Origin of the sequence: Pedobacter sp. MC2016-15, from assembly GCF_026239695.1 — a bacterium.
Lineage (GTDB): Bacteria > Bacteroidota > Bacteroidia > Sphingobacteriales > Sphingobacteriaceae > Pedobacter.
This window is the reverse complement of the sequence record NZ_JAPIVS010000007.1, coordinates 132,149-147,887: the sequence shown is the minus strand read 5'-3', so window position 1 is coordinate 147,887 and position 15,739 is coordinate 132,149. Positions and strand designations below refer to the sequence as shown.

General features: G+C 44.7%; 8 protein-coding genes and 6 tRNA genes. 3 read left to right on the top strand and 11 right to left on the bottom strand.

Features of this window, described 5'->3' with window-relative positions; translation table 11 throughout:
- Positions 1–115 precede the first annotated feature (115 nt).
- Positions 116–1,429, top strand: a complete 1,314-nt coding sequence (locus OQY15_RS19345; protein ID WP_265793572.1) for a cobyrinate a,c-diamide synthase — start codon at positions 116–118, stop codon at positions 1,427–1,429.
- Here the strand turns inward: OQY15_RS19345 and cobT are convergent.
- From cobT to OQY15_RS19295, 10 genes are all read right to left on the bottom strand, one after another.
- A complete protein-coding gene (gene cobT / locus OQY15_RS19340; protein WP_265793571.1) occupies positions 1,426–3,099 on the bottom strand; it encodes a nicotinate-nucleotide--dimethylbenzimidazole phosphoribosyltransferase in 1,674 nt (557 codons plus the stop codon). The two genes, OQY15_RS19345 and cobT, sit on opposite strands and share 4 nt — an antisense overlap.
- Positions 3,100–3,118: 19 nt before the next feature.
- The gene (locus OQY15_RS19335) at positions 3,119–5,023 is read right to left on the bottom strand and encodes a magnesium chelatase subunit D family protein (protein ID WP_265793570.1); all 1,905 of its coding nucleotides are present in this window, start codon (positions 5,021–5,023) and stop codon (positions 3,119–3,121) included.
- Position 5,024: 1 nt separating this feature from the next.
- Positions 5,025–9,299, bottom strand: a complete 4,275-nt coding sequence (gene cobN, locus OQY15_RS19330; RefSeq protein ID WP_265793569.1) for a cobaltochelatase subunit CobN — start codon at positions 9,297–9,299, stop codon at positions 5,025–5,027.
- A 75-nt stretch (positions 9,300–9,374) separates the two neighbouring features.
- Positions 9,375–10,682 carry a DUF5723 family protein gene (locus tag OQY15_RS19325; protein ID WP_265793568.1) on the bottom strand — a complete coding sequence of 436 codons (1,308 nt, stop codon included), beginning with the start codon at positions 10,680–10,682 and terminating at the stop codon, positions 9,375–9,377.
- Between the two features lie 299 nt (positions 10,683–10,981).
- Positions 10,982–11,053, bottom strand: a tRNA-Glu gene (locus tag OQY15_RS19320).
- 41 nt (positions 11,054–11,094) lie between these two features.
- Positions 11,095–11,167, bottom strand: a tRNA-Met gene (locus tag OQY15_RS19315).
- 40 nt (positions 11,168–11,207) lie between these two features.
- Positions 11,208–11,279: transfer RNA gene (locus OQY15_RS19310), tRNA-Glu, on the bottom strand.
- 46 nt (positions 11,280–11,325) lie between these two features.
- Positions 11,326–11,398 (bottom strand) — tRNA-Met (locus tag OQY15_RS19305).
- A gap of 46 nt (positions 11,399–11,444) precedes the next feature.
- Positions 11,445–11,516 (bottom strand) — tRNA-Glu (locus OQY15_RS19300).
- A gap of 41 nt (positions 11,517–11,557) precedes the next feature.
- A tRNA-Met gene (locus OQY15_RS19295) sits at positions 11,558–11,630 on the bottom strand.
- Between the two features lie 110 nt (positions 11,631–11,740).
- Here OQY15_RS19295 and era point away from each other — a divergent pair.
- Together era and der are read left to right on the top strand one after the other, a co-directional pair.
- A complete protein-coding gene (gene era, locus OQY15_RS19290) occupies positions 11,741–12,619 on the top strand; it encodes a GTPase Era (protein ID WP_265793567.1) in 879 nt (292 codons plus the stop codon).
- 44 nt (positions 12,620–12,663) lie between these two features.
- On the top strand, positions 12,664–13,965 hold the full coding sequence (gene der / locus OQY15_RS19285) for a ribosome biogenesis GTPase Der (protein ID WP_265793566.1): 1,302 nt from the start codon (positions 12,664–12,666) through the stop codon (positions 13,963–13,965).
- Positions 13,966–13,967: 2 nt separating this feature from the next.
- Here the strand turns inward: der and OQY15_RS19280 are convergent, their stop codons facing one another.
- Entirely contained in the window at positions 13,968–15,575 is a 1,608-nt protein-coding gene (locus tag OQY15_RS19280) for a S41 family peptidase (RefSeq protein ID WP_265793565.1), read from the bottom strand.
- Positions 15,576–15,739 lie beyond the last annotated feature (164 nt).

Here is a 15,739-nt window from a genome sequence, read left to right as displayed (position 1 = left end):
CAAAGGTAAAGAGGAATAATTTACCTCACTACCCGAAACTTGCTGTTTATTTAATTATTTCATTCCTTATGCCGATCAGGTTATATTTGGCTTCATAAACCGGATTAAACATTAGATGAAGCCTCAGTTTTTAGTTGCAGCTCCGCACAGTGGTGCTGGAAAAACCACAGTCACACTAGGCCTGATCAGGGCACTGCGTAACAGCAGGCTGACGGTACAGTCGTATAAATGCGGACCAGATTATCTTGACCCCAAATTACATTCACTCGCTTCAGGAAGAACAAGCCTCAACCTGGACCGTTTTATGATGGACGATATCCATCTAAGGACCACCTACAACCATTATGGGAATGACGCAGAGGTATTGATCACAGAAGGAGTGATGGGACTTTTTGATGGTGCCGTAAAGATGGAAGGAAGCAGCGCTGATCTCGCCGCTTTTCTGCAAATTCCCGTTGTGCTGATCATTAATGCCAAAGGGATGGCTTATTCTGCTGCTGCATTATTACTGGGTTTTAAGCTTATGCGTACAGACATATGTATCGCCGGTGTCATCTTCAATTTTGTTGAACATGAATCGCATTACCGGCTGCTCAAAGCCGCCGCGGATGATGTAGGTATTACTGCTCTGGGATTTTTACCAAAAAATGAAGGGATGCAGATACCATCACGACATCTGGGATTAAAAACAGGTTCAGATATCGATCACGAAGCCATTATTGAACAGGCAGCTGAGCATATTCAAAAACATATAGACCTCACTGAGCTGATACGCATTACTACAGTTCCCTATAGTGTTCATCGCACTGTTCCAGTTCCGGTTTTCCACAAACCAAAAAAAAACAAAAAAATTCTGATTGCCAGAGATGAAGCTTTTAACTTTCTCTATGCCGAGAATATACGTGCTTTGAGCAATCTTGGAGAAGTACAGTATTTTAGTCCGTTAAAGGATGCGGTGTTGCCTCCGGCAGACCTGATTTACTTTCCGGGAGGATACCCGGAGTTGCATCTTCAATCCTTATCAAACAACATTGTTTTAAAGAAGCAATTACTCAGTTATCATGAACAGGGTGGCAAATTCCTAGCAGAATGTGGTGGAATGATGTATCTCGGACAATACATCGCAGATGAGGATGGACAGCAATATCCCATGACAGGCATTTTAGATATCGCCACAGGCATGCAGCAAAAAAAACTTGCACTGGGATACAAACGTGTAGCTATTGGAGGCACAGAACTCCGGGGGCATGAATTTCACTATTCTCATTTTATCGAAATGCCTCCACAGCAGGAAGATATTCAGGTATGGAATGCAAGAAATGAAGTATTGCAAACGCCGGTTTTCAAAACGGACCAGATACTGGCCAGTTATCTCCATTTTTATTTTGGAGACCAAACTGATACTGTAGAGAAGCTTCTTTTTGATTAATCTCTACTTTTACTTACATCAGCGCTTTCAAAGCTAGCCATGTCATTTAAGAAATTTACAGCACTCTTCAGCAGCGGAAAAGCCAGGGCACAGCCTGTACCTTCGCCAAGGCGCAGATTCAGCTGCAATAATGGATTAGCTTCCAGCTGTTTGAGTAAAATCCGGTGACCCTGTTCGTCAGACTGATGGCAGAAGACGGCATTGCTTTTCAGCTCTGGGTTTAATTTGAAAGCGCAAAGGTATGCCACGGTACAGATAAAGCCATCTACCAGGATGAGCATATTTTTCTTCTTCGCTTCCAGCATCGCCCCGGCAATCTGCATGATCTCGAAGCCCCCAAAATAAGCCATCAGTTCTTTTGGATGATGACTACCCTGATAACGACTGATGGCCAGCTGTAAAATCTCCTGTTTTTTCTTTAATTGTTCGTCTTTCAGGCCCGTTCCCCTTCCTACACATTCCTGCAGGGGAAGTTCACAAAGCAAATGCATCAGTACCGCGGCACTGGAAGTATTACCTATACCCATCTCTCCAAAACCGATGATATTGCAGCCAGCCGCTGCGATCGCGGCAACTACTTCTGCTCCTTTTTGTAAACACAGTTCCAGTTCGTCAGCAGACATCGCTGCAGCATACAGGAAAGACTGTGTGCCTTTCGCTATTTTGTGCACCGTAAGATCTGCATTTCCGGCGAAATCATAATTTACTCCGGCATCAACTACCCTGAGATTAATGTCGTGCTGCCTGCAAAAAACATTGATGGCCGCACCACCATCGAGGAAATTACTGACCATCTGCCGGGTTACTTCCTGTGGATAGGCACTGACACCATGATGAGCAATACCATGATCAGCCGCAAAAACAACCAAATGAGGAGCAGTGATCCTGGGTTTGAGGGTACCCAAAACACTTCCGATCTGCATCGCCAGATCTTCAAGCATTCCTAATGAACCTGCAGGTTTCGTTTTACCGTCAATTGCAGCTCTCAGCTGCATTGAAAGATGATCAGGCACGTCCTGTGCTGCATTGCTGCTTTCATGAACCACAGCACTACAAATAGTATGAAGTTCAGTTACGATCGGGTTTGCAGATTTATTTTTCCAACCCAGTTGTTGAAGCATAGGTTGCTGACCATAATCCGTCGCCGGTTTGCCCACACAGAAATATCCGAGGGGTTCAATATGATCAGGGAGGTCCAATATTTTTTTAAAGTGATGGTAGTTCAATATCGATACCCAGCCCATCGAATATCCTTGTTCCGTTAAGGAAAGCCAGATATTCTGCACAGCACAAACTGCACTAGATTTTATCGTATCATTACTGGCGACAGTACCGATGGTAAACTCATTTAAAACGGAACGGTCATAACATACTACCAGTCCCAGAGGTGCATCTGTGATGCCTTCAAGTTTCAAATCCTGATACGCAGATCTCTGTCGCTCGTTTTCAATCAGCTCCTCAGCCTTACGGTTATAACTGTCAAACAGCTGTTTGATGGCCTGTTTAACTTCGGCTGACCGGATCACATAATAACGGGTTGCGTCGGTTAAACCTACCGAAGGAGCCATATGCCCAGCCTGAAGGGCTTTTTCAAGCACCTCATCAGGCACAGGTTCATTGGTAAAATGCCGGGTATCACGTCTAGATTTTAACAGGTCTTCTAACATCATTTTCTGGGGCTCGGTTTAATTACAATAAATCACCGACGATTGGTAGCAGGTTCTCCTCTGAGATGTCCTGCAGTGATATGTACTGCGCACCCAGAGTTTCGGCAAGCTCTTCCGCCTTATTTAAGTTGATAAAATTAGATTCAGTATTGATGATCACTGACTGGACCTGGTTGTTTTTGAGTCGGCCAGCTAAGTCGAGAGTCTGCATCCATGGATCGCCTTCACCATCGAGGGCTACATTCGCCTTTCCATCTGTTAAGATAATGAGCAAAGGATAATAATTCTTACTGAACTGCTCTGCTACTTTCATTGCCGTTTGCAGGGCATGAGGCAGAGGCGTACGTCCACCTGTGGGCAGACTTCTCATCGCCTCTTCTGCGAGATCAATACTCTGGGTTGGTTCAAGCAGTACCTGAGCTGATATACCGCGAAAAGCAATTACCCCTACGGTATCTCTCTTCTGATAGGCATCTGTCAACAACTGCATTACAGTACCTTTGACAGCCTCCATCCTTTTACTGGCGGCCATTGAGCCAGAAGCATCCACCACAAAGAGGATCAGGTTACTAACTTTCCCTTTCCGTTGTTTCTGCTGCAGATCGGCCATCGTGATGTCCAACTTTTCAGGATCTCTCTGCAAGGCCTGTACTACTGTAGCATCTAGGGCAATACCTGATCCATTCTGTAAGGGCAGCGGCCTTATATATGCGCCCCTTTTGGTGTCAGGGGCAACAGTTCGCTTGCCCGCTTTTTCAGATCTAGTGTTCAACCCCTGTATAGGTGGCAGGATAATGGCTCCAGCAGCATCAAATATTTGCTCATCGGCTTCTCCTTCATTACGATTTGTTGTAGGTGGTGTATTGTTTTTAAGGTCAGCAGGCTCAGAGCTATCGGCAGCCCTCTGCTCGGGGGCAGGGGAGGTTCTGTCGGCCTGCGATTGATCCGGTGATGATTTCGGTGTATTAGCAGGTGATTGTGGTGCATTTCTCCGGCTGCGATGAGCAAGTGCCAGTTCTGCAGCTTCCCGGATATCTGCAGCAGTTACTTCAGTACGCTGGTCAAGCGCGGCAAGCGTGATAGCCGTTTTGTACATCACGATATCCGCACGTAGGCTTCTCACACCCGAATCTGTCGTCAGTTCACTAATCAGTGTCAGCAGTTCATCCTGCAGCTGTACTTCTGGCAACAGTTCTTTTGCTTTCAGAAGGCGCTGCTGCAAATTCACCTGGCTTCGCTCCCATTGCTGACTAAAGGATGCCGGAGAATTTTCAAAAGCAATCCTCCTGCGCACCACTTCTGTTCTTTCTGACACTTCATTTGGAGCCTCTACCGTTACCATCAGCCCAAACCTGTCCAGAAACTGAGGCCGCAGCTGTCCTTCTTCGGGATTCATAGTACCAATCAGCGTAAAGCGCGAAGGATGGCTCAGCGAAAGCCCTTCCCTCTCGATGATATTTTCACCCATAGCGGCTACATCCAGCAATACATCCACCAAATGGTCCGGCAGTAAATTCACTTCGTCAATATATAAGATACCCTGATGAACTGCAGCCAGCAATCCGGGTTGAAACTTCTTTTTCTTTTCGGCCAGAATACCCTCCAGGTCAATACTGCCAATCACTCTTTCCTCAGTAGCACCAATGGGTAAGTTGATGAAAGGAACCTGCACTTGCAGCATTGTTCTTTCATTGTCCTTACAGCTCAGACAGATGTCCAGAGGTTGCTCCTCCGCACAGTTAAACTGACAGTCTGCCGCTTTAGTGATCGGTGGCACCACCTCTGCCAGGGCACGGGCAGCAGTACTTTTAGCTGTGCCTTTATCACCCTGGATCAGCAGACCACCGACGCCGGGATTGATGGCACACAACAGCAAAGCTTTTTTAAGTTTTTCCTGTCCTACTATCGCTGAAAATGGATAATTCATATTAAACTTCGTTTCGTTCTTCCAATAATGTTTCACTGTGTAAGTAGAGCTGTTTCAGGGCTTCCAGCGTTTCCGGAGAGGCACTCCACATCTCACGCTGTACAGCTTCCAGCAATCTTTCGGTGATGGCATGTAGTGCCCATGGATTGTTTTTCGCAAAAAACTCCTGCATTTCCTTATCCAGGGCATAAGTTTCTGTTAGTTGCTGATACATCCAGTCGTCAACTACCTGAGCTGTTGCATCATAACCGAATATATAATCTACAGTTGTAGTCAGTTCTAATCCTCCCTTGTACCCATGTTTTTTTATACTTTCAAGCCACTTGGGGTTTACCACCCTTGAGCGGAATACACGTTGTACTTCTTCCTTCAGGTCTCGCACAACAGTCCTGTCGGGATTCTGGGTATCTCCGAAATAACTTTTAGGCTGCTTGCCTGAAAGACTGCGGATTGAAGCAATCATTCCTCCATGAAACTGCAGGTAATCATCACTGTCAAAGATATCATGCTCCCGGTTATCCTGATTATGCAGCGCAACTTCTACGGTAGCCAGCCGCTTTTTAAATTCATCTCTCGCGTCAACACCGCTAACATTTTTACCATAGGCATATCCACCCCAATTGATATACGTTGACGCGAAATCAGCATCAGAATGCCAGTTTCGTTCCTGCACCATTTCTAGTATACCCGCACCGTAACTTCCCGGCGGCGAGCCAAAGATCCGGTAAGCGGCTTTTTCTTCTGCCTGCTCCAGGGAGAGGTCTGCGGACTGTAATTCCTCCAGGTCTTTTATATAATGTTTTCTTACAAAGTTATCTTCTGCAGGCTCCTCTTCCTGTGCAATCACCATCTGAACAGCCTCATCGATCAGATCCACCAGATGAGGAAACGCGTCTCTGAAGAAACCGCTGATCCTTGTAGTGACATCTATCCTCGGGCGCTTCAGTTCTTCGGTGGAGATCAGTTCGAGCCCCACTACCCTCCTGCTTTCCGGCTGCCATACAGGCCTGACTCCCATTAAGGCTAATATCTCTGCCACATCATCGCCCTGTGTACGCATTGCACTTGTTCCCCAGATGCTGATGGCAACACTTTCAGGGTGGAAACCTTTTTCCCTGAGATGGCGTTCCAGCACTTCATTGGCCAGTTGCTGGCCCACTTGCCAGGCGGCCTGCGATGGCAGTGCACGGGGATCAACGCTATAAAAATTACGTCCCGTAGGCAGGATATGTGCCATGCCACGTGTAGGTGCCCCACTTGGACCCGCTGCGATATATCCGCCGGATAATCCATGCAGCAGGCTACTGATCTCGTCATAGGTTTGTGACAGATTGGGCAGCAGACGTTCACAGACATAGCTGAGTACAGCCACTATTTCTGCACGTACCGGAGTGGATTTACCAAAGGTTTCCTGATAGACCTCCTGTACAGATGCAGGGTTGAAATGATATTTTTCCAACAGCTGAAAAAGGTGGTTTCCCAATTCAGCAATGACCTCCAATGCATCGGCAGCAGTAACTACCGGCCTTCCGGCAAGAAGTTTAAAACGTTCCGGAACCTGCAACAAGCGCTGTCCTTTTTTGTCCAGCAGTGCATTAAAATCAAAATCAAAGAGTGCGGCAATCTGCGGAGGCAATCCGGGCACACCTATATTTGAAAGTCGCGTGAGGGAAGCCAGCATATCAGTCAAGGCTATTCCCACTGGTGCCTGACCCAACGTATGCAGTCCGTTACGGATTTGCGCAGCCCCCAGTTCACAGAGATAGCCGTCAATATCTTCAATTAGATGCGCAATGTCCTTGCCGTCCATTTCGGTGATACTCACCGGAATGCCTTCAGGAGTCATTTCATCGTCCCATTCGTGTTTGTGATCGCCATGATCACGCTGCAGCATCACAGACAGGTCCTTGTCCAGGTTCGTCTGTTTAATCAGATTCCAGATCTGGTGTTGCAGCAGAGGTAGTTTGGAAGGATCGAGAGTTTCTACCTGATAGTATTCATCCACCAGCTGTGTAAGCATAGCAAGTTCCCCATAGCTGTCTGCTGAAGTCATAGCTGGCGTAAGATGATCTACCACAATGGCATGTGCACGGCGTTTGGCCTGCGATCCCTCGCCCGGATCATTGATGATAAAGGGATAAAACAAAGGTAAATCTGCGAGGAAGGCATCAGGAAAGCAGTTTTCTGAGAGGCCTATACTTTTCCCTGGCAGCCATTCCAGCGTACCATGTTTGCCCACATGAACAATTGCATCTGCGCCCCAGTCGTTCCTTAACCACTTATAAAAGGCATGGTAGTGATGTGTGGGCGCAAGGTCTGGCTGGTGATATATCGCATCTGGGTCCATCCCATAACCACGCGGAGGCTGCAGGGCAACCATCGCGTTCCCATATTCGAGACCTGCGAAGGCAATATGATCATTGTGTATATATGATTTTCCGGGAGCAGGCCCCCATTGTTTTTCTATTTTTTTCTGTAATTCCACAGGTAATTCTCTAAACCAGGCGGCATACTGCGAAAAGGATACTTGTCCCACAGCATTTTCCAGCTGTTGCGGTGTAAGGTAAGTCTCGTCGTAAGAACATCTGTTCACCAGGTCATGAATCAGTTGTGTTCCCGAATCTGGAAGAGCATCAATGTCATAACCTTCGGCCTGCATTGCCCTGAGCATCATCATCAGCGATTCTGGCGCATCCAATCCCACAGCATTCCCAATCTGGGAAGCCTTGGAACTCGAGTTGGTAAATACAAATGCTATTTTTTTAGCCCGGTTAGGCAGGTGCTTTAAACGGGCAAACCGTACTGCCAGACCAGCTACACGGTCGATCCTGTCCTCGACAGATTCATATCCCCTTGCATCTTTTCCTTTTTCCTTGAAGGATACGGGCACAGTAATGATGCGGCCATCAAATTCCGGGATCGCTACGTTCATTGCAGTATCTAGCGGATTTAATCCCCGGCTAGATGACTCCCAGGAGCCACGCCCCATACCACTGGTGATAGCCTGCAAAATTGGCACATCCAGTTTACTCAGAATGTTCTCTGCTGCAGATGTCGCGTTGCCATCCTGCATCGCAAAAGATACTGTATTGATTAATACATCAATAACGACCTTAGTCCCTGAGTTAAAAAACTGAAAGGCATTAGGCCATCCGCTATCTGCATCTGTCGATTTTAAGGAAGCCGTATATACCGGGAGTACATTCAAACTCCTGTCTTCCAGCGATCTGATTAGCGCATCGATAAAAGAGGTGTTACCACTCATGTAATGTGCGCGGTAGAACGTAATGCCTACTGTCGCCCATGATGCATTTCGGCGTTGCTGCCAGTCTTCAAAACTTGGATTCTCCGGCAGTTCCGGATGGTAAATACCATGCTGTGGCAGTATCACAGGTGCATCAAATCCAAAGCCGGTCATCAGCAGACGGTCCGATAAAAATTGTAGCATCGAGACCATATTTCCTTGTCCCCCGGCATCCAGATAGTTCAGAGTTTCCTGCAGGACATCGGGCGGTACAGTGGAAACGGCAGCATATTCGGGATTGAAGTCACTGGTGCCACTCACAAGAATCAGATGCTGCCCTTGCTTTTTCACCCTGCTCACCAGTTCACTGAATCCGGGAATAGTACTTGGCCTTCCCAGTATTCTCAAAATGATGATCTTAGCCCCAGCTATTTCGCGATCGAGCAGCTGTGCCATATGAGCATCGCTTTTTACCGCCAGCAGGTTAATACCTAGCGTCTGTGGAAACTCTTCGGGAAGAAATTGCAGGGATTGGTGCAGACTGAGAAGGTCTGTATCTGCATGGGAAAGAAATACAATTCCTTCTTTTGCCTGATCGGCAGGGCCTGATATGGAGGGTGCTTCAGTACCTTTCCAGGTATAAAACTGAAAGACATATTCACTGAGTTCGGCAGGTGGCACCTGAAATCCATCGGCAGCTACCATGCTGTCGATATAATCAAATATCGCCGTTACCTGCCAGTCGCTGTTAATGGAATGAAACCAGACCGAGTGCCCGTCAAATAACAGCGTAACGACATTCGCAAGTGTACAGGGACCCAAACAGCCACCCTTAGTCATATGTACAACGTTCCGTAATTTGCGGCGTAGCCATTCGCTTTTATACAGGTCTACTGGTACAGCACTATAGCCCCTGTCCGTCCTGCCGCAGCAACATGCATTGTAACAGTAAGAAAGATGTCCTCTTCTCTGCACCAGGTTAATGGCCTTTCCATCTGCTCTTGTAACCCGTTGCCGTTTAATTTCGCCCATCGCTTATTTAAATGTTAAACCTCAGTACAATTGAGCGTATGCTCTGTCAAAAGTATCAAGAATTTTTAGCATTTATTAACGCAAAGCTGCATTGTGCCCGAATTTGATCCCTACCCCCATATAAACTGAAGCGCCTATTGTTCCCTTGGGCGAAAAGCTGGCATCGTTAAAAATTACTGCTGATTTCAGCAGGTTATCAGTACCTGCGAAAAATTCAAAGTTGGCCGACTGGTATAGACCCTGCACGCCAATCAGGAGAAACTGGTTCATATTAAATGCGGGCGAAACACTAAATGTGAATTCTTCCACCTTGAAATTATTAACCAGAACCACATCAGCCCCATTGTAGAATAAATTCTTGGAAATGATCAGATCGGGGCTGTAAAAATTATATGTCTTTGAAATCAGGAAATCGATCTTTGAATTGGTGGCAGTATAAAAACCTTTATGCTGGTTCTTCAATTTGAGTAGATCTACAACCTTACGCTGAAAGTCTTTTGTAACGCCAGTATTCCTCGCATCCAAAGTAATCAGGTCGTTATTCAAGATTACATTACTGGAATTTTTATTCCAGCGGATAAAACCCAGGTCTTTAATATTCGCCATGATAAATACATCAGAAGGTGATGTATAGGTTGCACCAAAGCTTAGGGCAATACCAGGATTTTTAAAATCCGGCAGCAGCGTCTTCCGCTCCAGCTCCTCCGTCAGCAGAAAACTGGCTCTATACTTTTCACTTAGCCTCACATCCAACTGGTCAGCTGCCACGGTTAAGCTGGATTGCGTAACCTCAGCCTTGTTATAAGTAATACCGCTCAGCAGTCCCAACTTCAGACCAACAGCAATGCCATCGCCATAGTCTACCCTGTAATTTGCACTAAACTGATGATAAGACTGTCCATAGCCATTTCCATTAAAAGGCTCATCCAGTGAAGTATTGAACCTGGTGTAATTTCTTAGCGCCACAATAGTTTCATTGCTATAATCAGCATAAACATCCGCGCGTACCTGCCAGGAGAATCCCAATTCTTTATTATTTTGATAAAAAGGGCTGGTTCTGAAAGCTAACAGGTACACATTTGATGAACCATATAACTTATTTCGTCTGATTGTACCAACCGGAATATCTCTGGTGTCAATGGCGCCGTCATTTAGCTTTCTTTGGAGCGCATAACTCGCGTCTCCCCGGTTGCCGGCATTAGCTCCGACTGTAGGTAGCAAAAAGTTAGAAGCAAACTGACGGGAATCATCATGGATAAATGCTCGTTGAGCGGGATTTTCAAAAGCATCAAATAAGGTGTTCGTATTAAACAGCCCGAACTGCTGTGCCTTGAGTTGACATGAGATCAATAGAAGGCAGATAACAACGCATGTTTTAGCCATATATTATAATATTTTCCAAAAATTATAACTTTAAATTTAAAGATACAATATTGTCTATATAAATAATACAAAGAAGTTTATAGTTTAATGTTTTCTTTTAAAAACATCTTTAACGATGTACTACGGACAAAAGAGAAACAACATCATAAAATATTAAGAGCTATAAGCTCTGAGATTACGATAGTTAATCCTTATTTAATAAAAAGTAAGTGACTAAACATAAAATATTCGAGGGAAATATGCTATATGGGTTATAAAAAAAGAGAGCAGCCATCAAATGATAACTGCTCTCCTCGAAGTAGCCCGTAGGGGAATCGAACCCCTATTTCCAGAATGAAAATCTGGCGTCCTAACCGGTAGACGAACGGGCCTTTTTGAAGCGACTCACCTTTGCAGATGCTGCTTCTCCAGGTAGCGGGGACCAGACTCGAACTGATGACCTTCGGGTTATGAGCCCGACGAGCTACCAACTGCTCCACCCCGCACTATGTTTTTTTTGGCCTTTAACCTCTTGATCTTTTCAAGTAGCCCGTAGGGGAATCGAACCCCTGTTTCCAGAATGAAAATCTGGCGTCCTCACCCCTAGACGAACGGGCCGTTAGATTAAAGCGTTTAACCTTTGCAAGTTAAACGCTTCTCCAGGTAGCGGGGACCAGACTCGAACTGATGACCTTCGGGTTATGAGCCCGACGAGCTACCAACTGCTCCACCCCGCACTATGCCTTTAATAAGAAACGCTAGCGTGCAACTAGCGTTTCTGTGTAGCCCGTAGGGGAATCGAACCCCTATTTCCAGAATGAAAATCTGGCGTCCTAACCGGTAGACGAACGGGCCTTTTTGAAGCGACTCACCTTTGCAGATGCTGCTTCTCCAGGTAGCGGGGACCAGACTCGAACTGATGACCTTCGGGTTATGAGCCCGACGAGCTACCAACTGCTCCACCCCGCACTTTATATCAACTTAAATCAGTTAAAGAATCAATCTTCCTTTGTTTTAAATTGGTCTGCAAAGATATATTTCGTTTCTTTGCAATGCAAATTTATTTTAAAAAATATTCAATGTCGCATAAAGCAGGTTTTGTAAGCATCATAGGTAAGCCAAATGTTGGTAAATCTACCTTAATGAACGCCCTGGTAGGGGAAAAACTATCGATCATCACTCCAAAAGCCCAAACTACACGTCACCGCATTCTGGGAATTGTGAATGAAGAAAATTATCAGATCGTTTTTTCTGACACCCCGGGGATCATAAAACCACGCTATGGACTACAGGATTCCATGATGAATTTTGTAAAAGGCGCATTGAGTGATGCCGACCTCATCTTGTTTGTAACGGATGTAAATGAGCAGCATGATGAAAATGATGTACTCGAAAAAATCATCAACACGACCATTCCTATGATTGTCCTGATCAATAAGATCGACGGAGCCAGCCAGGAAGAGGTAGATGAAAAACAGGCTTATTGGCAGGAGCTGCTGAAACCAAAGCATATCTATGCAATTTCAGCTTTGCATAAATATAACCTGGACGGTATACTCGAAACAGTGCTCGAATATCTTCCTGAACACCCTGCTTATTATGATAAAGAAGAACTTACTGATAAAACCCAGCGCTTCTTTGTATCGGAAATCATCAGGGAGAAAATCTTTAATAACTATCAGAAGGAAATTCCTTACAGTACTGAGGTAGTGATCACTTCCTACAAGGAAGAAGAAAAAATCACACGCATCAGCGCGGAGATCATTGTAGAACGAGACTCACAAAAAAATATTCTGATCGGTAAAGGAGGCTCTATGCTTAAGAAGGTTGGTACTGAAGCACGTAAGGATGTGGAGCGATTTCTGGGACAAAAAGTATTCCTCGAAACCTTTGTAAAAGTGATTCCCGACTGGAGAAGTAAAAAGAACTATTTAAAAAGTTTCGGGTACGAAAATTAAACCTACCTTTGCAACCCCTTAATAATTACTACAATTAACAACACATGGCAAACATTATCGCAATCGTCGGAAGACCAAACGTAGGCAAATCTACCCTTTTTAACCGCTTAACTGAGAGTCGTAAAGCTATTGTTGATGATTTCAGCGGTGTAACACGCGATCGTCATTACGGTGTAGCTGAGTGGACCGACAAACAATTTACAGTTATCGACACTGGTGGTTATGTAGCAAATTCTGAAGATGTTTTTGAAGCAGCTATCCGCGAACAGGTGATTATTGCCATTGAAGAGGCATCAGTAATCCTGTTTATGGTAGATGTTGTTACAGGAATAACAGATCTTGATGATGAAATAGCCCAGATTTTGCGCAGAAGCAAAAAACCGGTTTTCATCGTCGTAAATAAAGTAGACAATACTTCCCTTGAAAATGATGCTGCTGTATTTTATGGCTTCGGACTTGGAGAGATCTATTCTATCTCCTCCATGACGGGTTCCGGAACCGGAGATCTGCTTGATGAAGTGGTTTCACACTTTGAAGATGATGTCATTGAAGACAACGGATTACCAAAATTAACCATTGTAGGCAGACCAAATGTTGGTAAATCTTCATTGATCAATGCTTTGATGGGCCAGGAGAGAAATATCGTTACTCCTATTGCAGGAACCACGCGTGACTCTATTCATATCCACTATAATCAGTTTGGCCATGAGTTTATGTTCATTGATACGGCTGGTTTGCGTAAAAAAACCAAGGTAAAAGAGAACATCGAATTTTACTCTGTTATGCGTACCATTAAAGCACTGGAAGAAGCTGACGTAGTCATCCTGATGATAGATGCTATGGAAGGTCTGGAGTCGCAGGATGTGAACATTTTCCACCTTGCAGAGAAAAACAAAAAAGGTATCGTGATCCTGGTCAACAAATGGGACCTGGTAGAAAAAGATAATAAAACCATGAAAGCTTTTGAGGATCAGATCCGTCAGAAACTTCAGCCTTTTACTGATGTACCAATTGTATTTACTTCAGTAATCAGCAAACAACGTATCTTCAAAGCAGTAGAAACTGCTCTCGAAGTATATCAGAACAGAGGTAAAAAGATCCCTACCTCAAAACTGAATGATGTCATGTTGCCGATTATTGAAAACTATCCTCCGCCGGCACTGAAAGGGAAATATATCAAAGTAAAGTACGTAACACAGATCAATGCTTCATCACCGATGTTTGCATTCTTCTGTAACCTACCTCAGTATATTAAAGAACCGTACAAACGTTTTATCGAGAACAAACTTCGTGAGAATTTTGATTTCAGCGGTGTACCTATTCAGATTTACTTCAGACAGAAATAAGATTATTGCAGGCTCGTAAGAGCCTGCTTTATCATATTATCATTCAGGTTCAGCGCCTTATAATATCCGGATTCACCAAGATGATATTTGTATAGCAGGGCTTTCAGGTCATTGTAAACTACTGATTTCGAAGCAATCAGCTGCCTGTTATCAATCACTATATTCTTGGATTGCACGTAGCGCACAAAGTCTCTGTAATCAGCATCACTGATACTGAAGGTACTCAGGTTCTGTTCCAGGAAAGTAGCTGTGTAACGGTTGGCTAACACATCAAACACATAGTCGAACAGTACCCTCTTATCCATCATCAGGCTGTAAAACTTGTTGATCCCAGCGGTATCCATCTTTACATATATATCAGGCTGTATACCTCCTCCGGCAAAAACCTTTTTACCCGATCCGGTAATAAAAGCCAGGTTTTTCTGTAGGCTGTCTCTGGAACCCAGTGGTTTTTCAGTTAGCTCCCCATCATTGAAGCGCTCTTCAATTTCATTCTGATACGCTGTATATCCCCTTTTGTATGATTTTTGTATACTACGACCTAAGGGAGTATAATATCTGGCTATTGTTAAATTTAAAGCTGAGCCATCGCCAAATGGAAACTGTTCCTGTACAAGGCCTTTTCCAAAGGAACGGCGGCCAATGATGATTCCGCGGTCAAGATCCTGCACCGCACCGGCAAGGATTTCACTGGCAGAGGCAGAGTTCTCATTGATGAGCACGGCAAGTTTACCATCCTCAAATTCTCCTCCGCCTGTAGCTATGTAATCAGTGCGAGGTTCATGCTTGCCCTCAGTATATACGATAAGTTTATTTTCAGGAAGAATTTGGTTGGCAAGACCTGTTGCTGCAGTGAGATATCCTCCCCCATTATCACGAAGGTCGAGAATCAGTTTTTTCATACCTCTCTGTTTTAGTGTCCGTACCGACTCAACAAAGTCTTTATCGGTATTGGCCCCAAATTCACTGATACGGATATATCCTGCATCGGCATTCACCATGTAGGCTGCGTCAATGCTGCTTACATTTACACGGCCTCGTTTTACGGCCATCTCAACCGGGCGACCAGCACCGGGATGCAGGATCAGTAAATGTACTGAGGTACCCTTGCGCCCTTTGATTCTGCCCATCATCTGTTCTCTTTTCAAATGACGGCCGCTAACAAACACGCTGTCTATCCTAATGATCTTATCCCCCAGCTTCAATCCCGCAGATTCTGCAGGGCCATCCTTAAAAACCTGCGTAACCAGCAAAGTATCTTTCAGGATATAGTATTCTATTCCGATACCTTCAAAATTGCCTTCCAGCATCTCAGACTGGTCTGTAAGTTTAACCGGTGGCAAATAAACACTATGCGGGTCCAGCTGGTGAAGCAAACTGTCAATTTCGAGGTGACTGAGCGTGTCCGCATCAATTTCATCCACGTAATTTCTGTTGATCAGATTAATAATTTCATGAACTTTTTCAGAATTGTTGTCTGCGAACTGTGCATTGCGCTGGAAGGTAAAACCCTGATCCTTTAAAAACTTGTAGCCCAGGAACATACCACCTATTAATGTTACAGAATAGGTAAGTGCAATGAGCAAGTTTTTACGGGTAGTCGGTTTCATGTATGAGCAATTGTACAAAGCTATAAAATTACATTGTCAATTATCTAATTAAACCGTCCCGGATTATTATTGTTTCATCTATTTGTTATATTGATCTTTCATCTATTTCTATTCATATTTCACCATTCAAAAGAAATTGACGATTTTTATCAAACCATATTTAC

Excerpts from the sequence above, each read along its gene's own strand:
- der (WP_265793566.1), top strand. The coding sequence starts at position 12,664 with ATGGCAAACATTATCGCAATCGTCGGAAGACCAAACGTAGGCAAATCT.
- era (WP_265793567.1), top strand. The coding sequence starts at position 11,741 with ATGTCGCATAAAGCAGGTTTTGTAAGCATCATAGGTAAGCCAAATGTT.
- OQY15_RS19345 (WP_265793572.1), top strand. The coding sequence starts at position 116 with ATGAAGCCTCAGTTTTTAGTTGCAGCTCCGCACAGTGGTGCTGGAAAA.
- cobN (WP_265793569.1), bottom strand. The coding sequence starts at position 9,299 with ATGGGCGAAATTAAACGGCAACGGGTTACAAGAGCAGATGGAAAGGCC.
- OQY15_RS19325 (WP_265793568.1), bottom strand. The coding sequence starts at position 10,682 with ATGGCTAAAACATGCGTTGTTATCTGCCTTCTATTGATCTCATGTCAA.
- cobT (WP_265793571.1), bottom strand. The coding sequence starts at position 3,099 with ATGATGTTAGAAGACCTGTTAAAATCTAGACGTGATACCCGGCATTTT.
- OQY15_RS19280 (WP_265793565.1), bottom strand. The coding sequence starts at position 15,575 with ATGAAACCGACTACCCGTAAAAACTTGCTCATTGCACTTACCTATTCT.
- OQY15_RS19335 (WP_265793570.1), bottom strand. The coding sequence starts at position 5,023 with ATGAATTATCCATTTTCAGCGATAGTAGGACAGGAAAAACTTAAAAAA.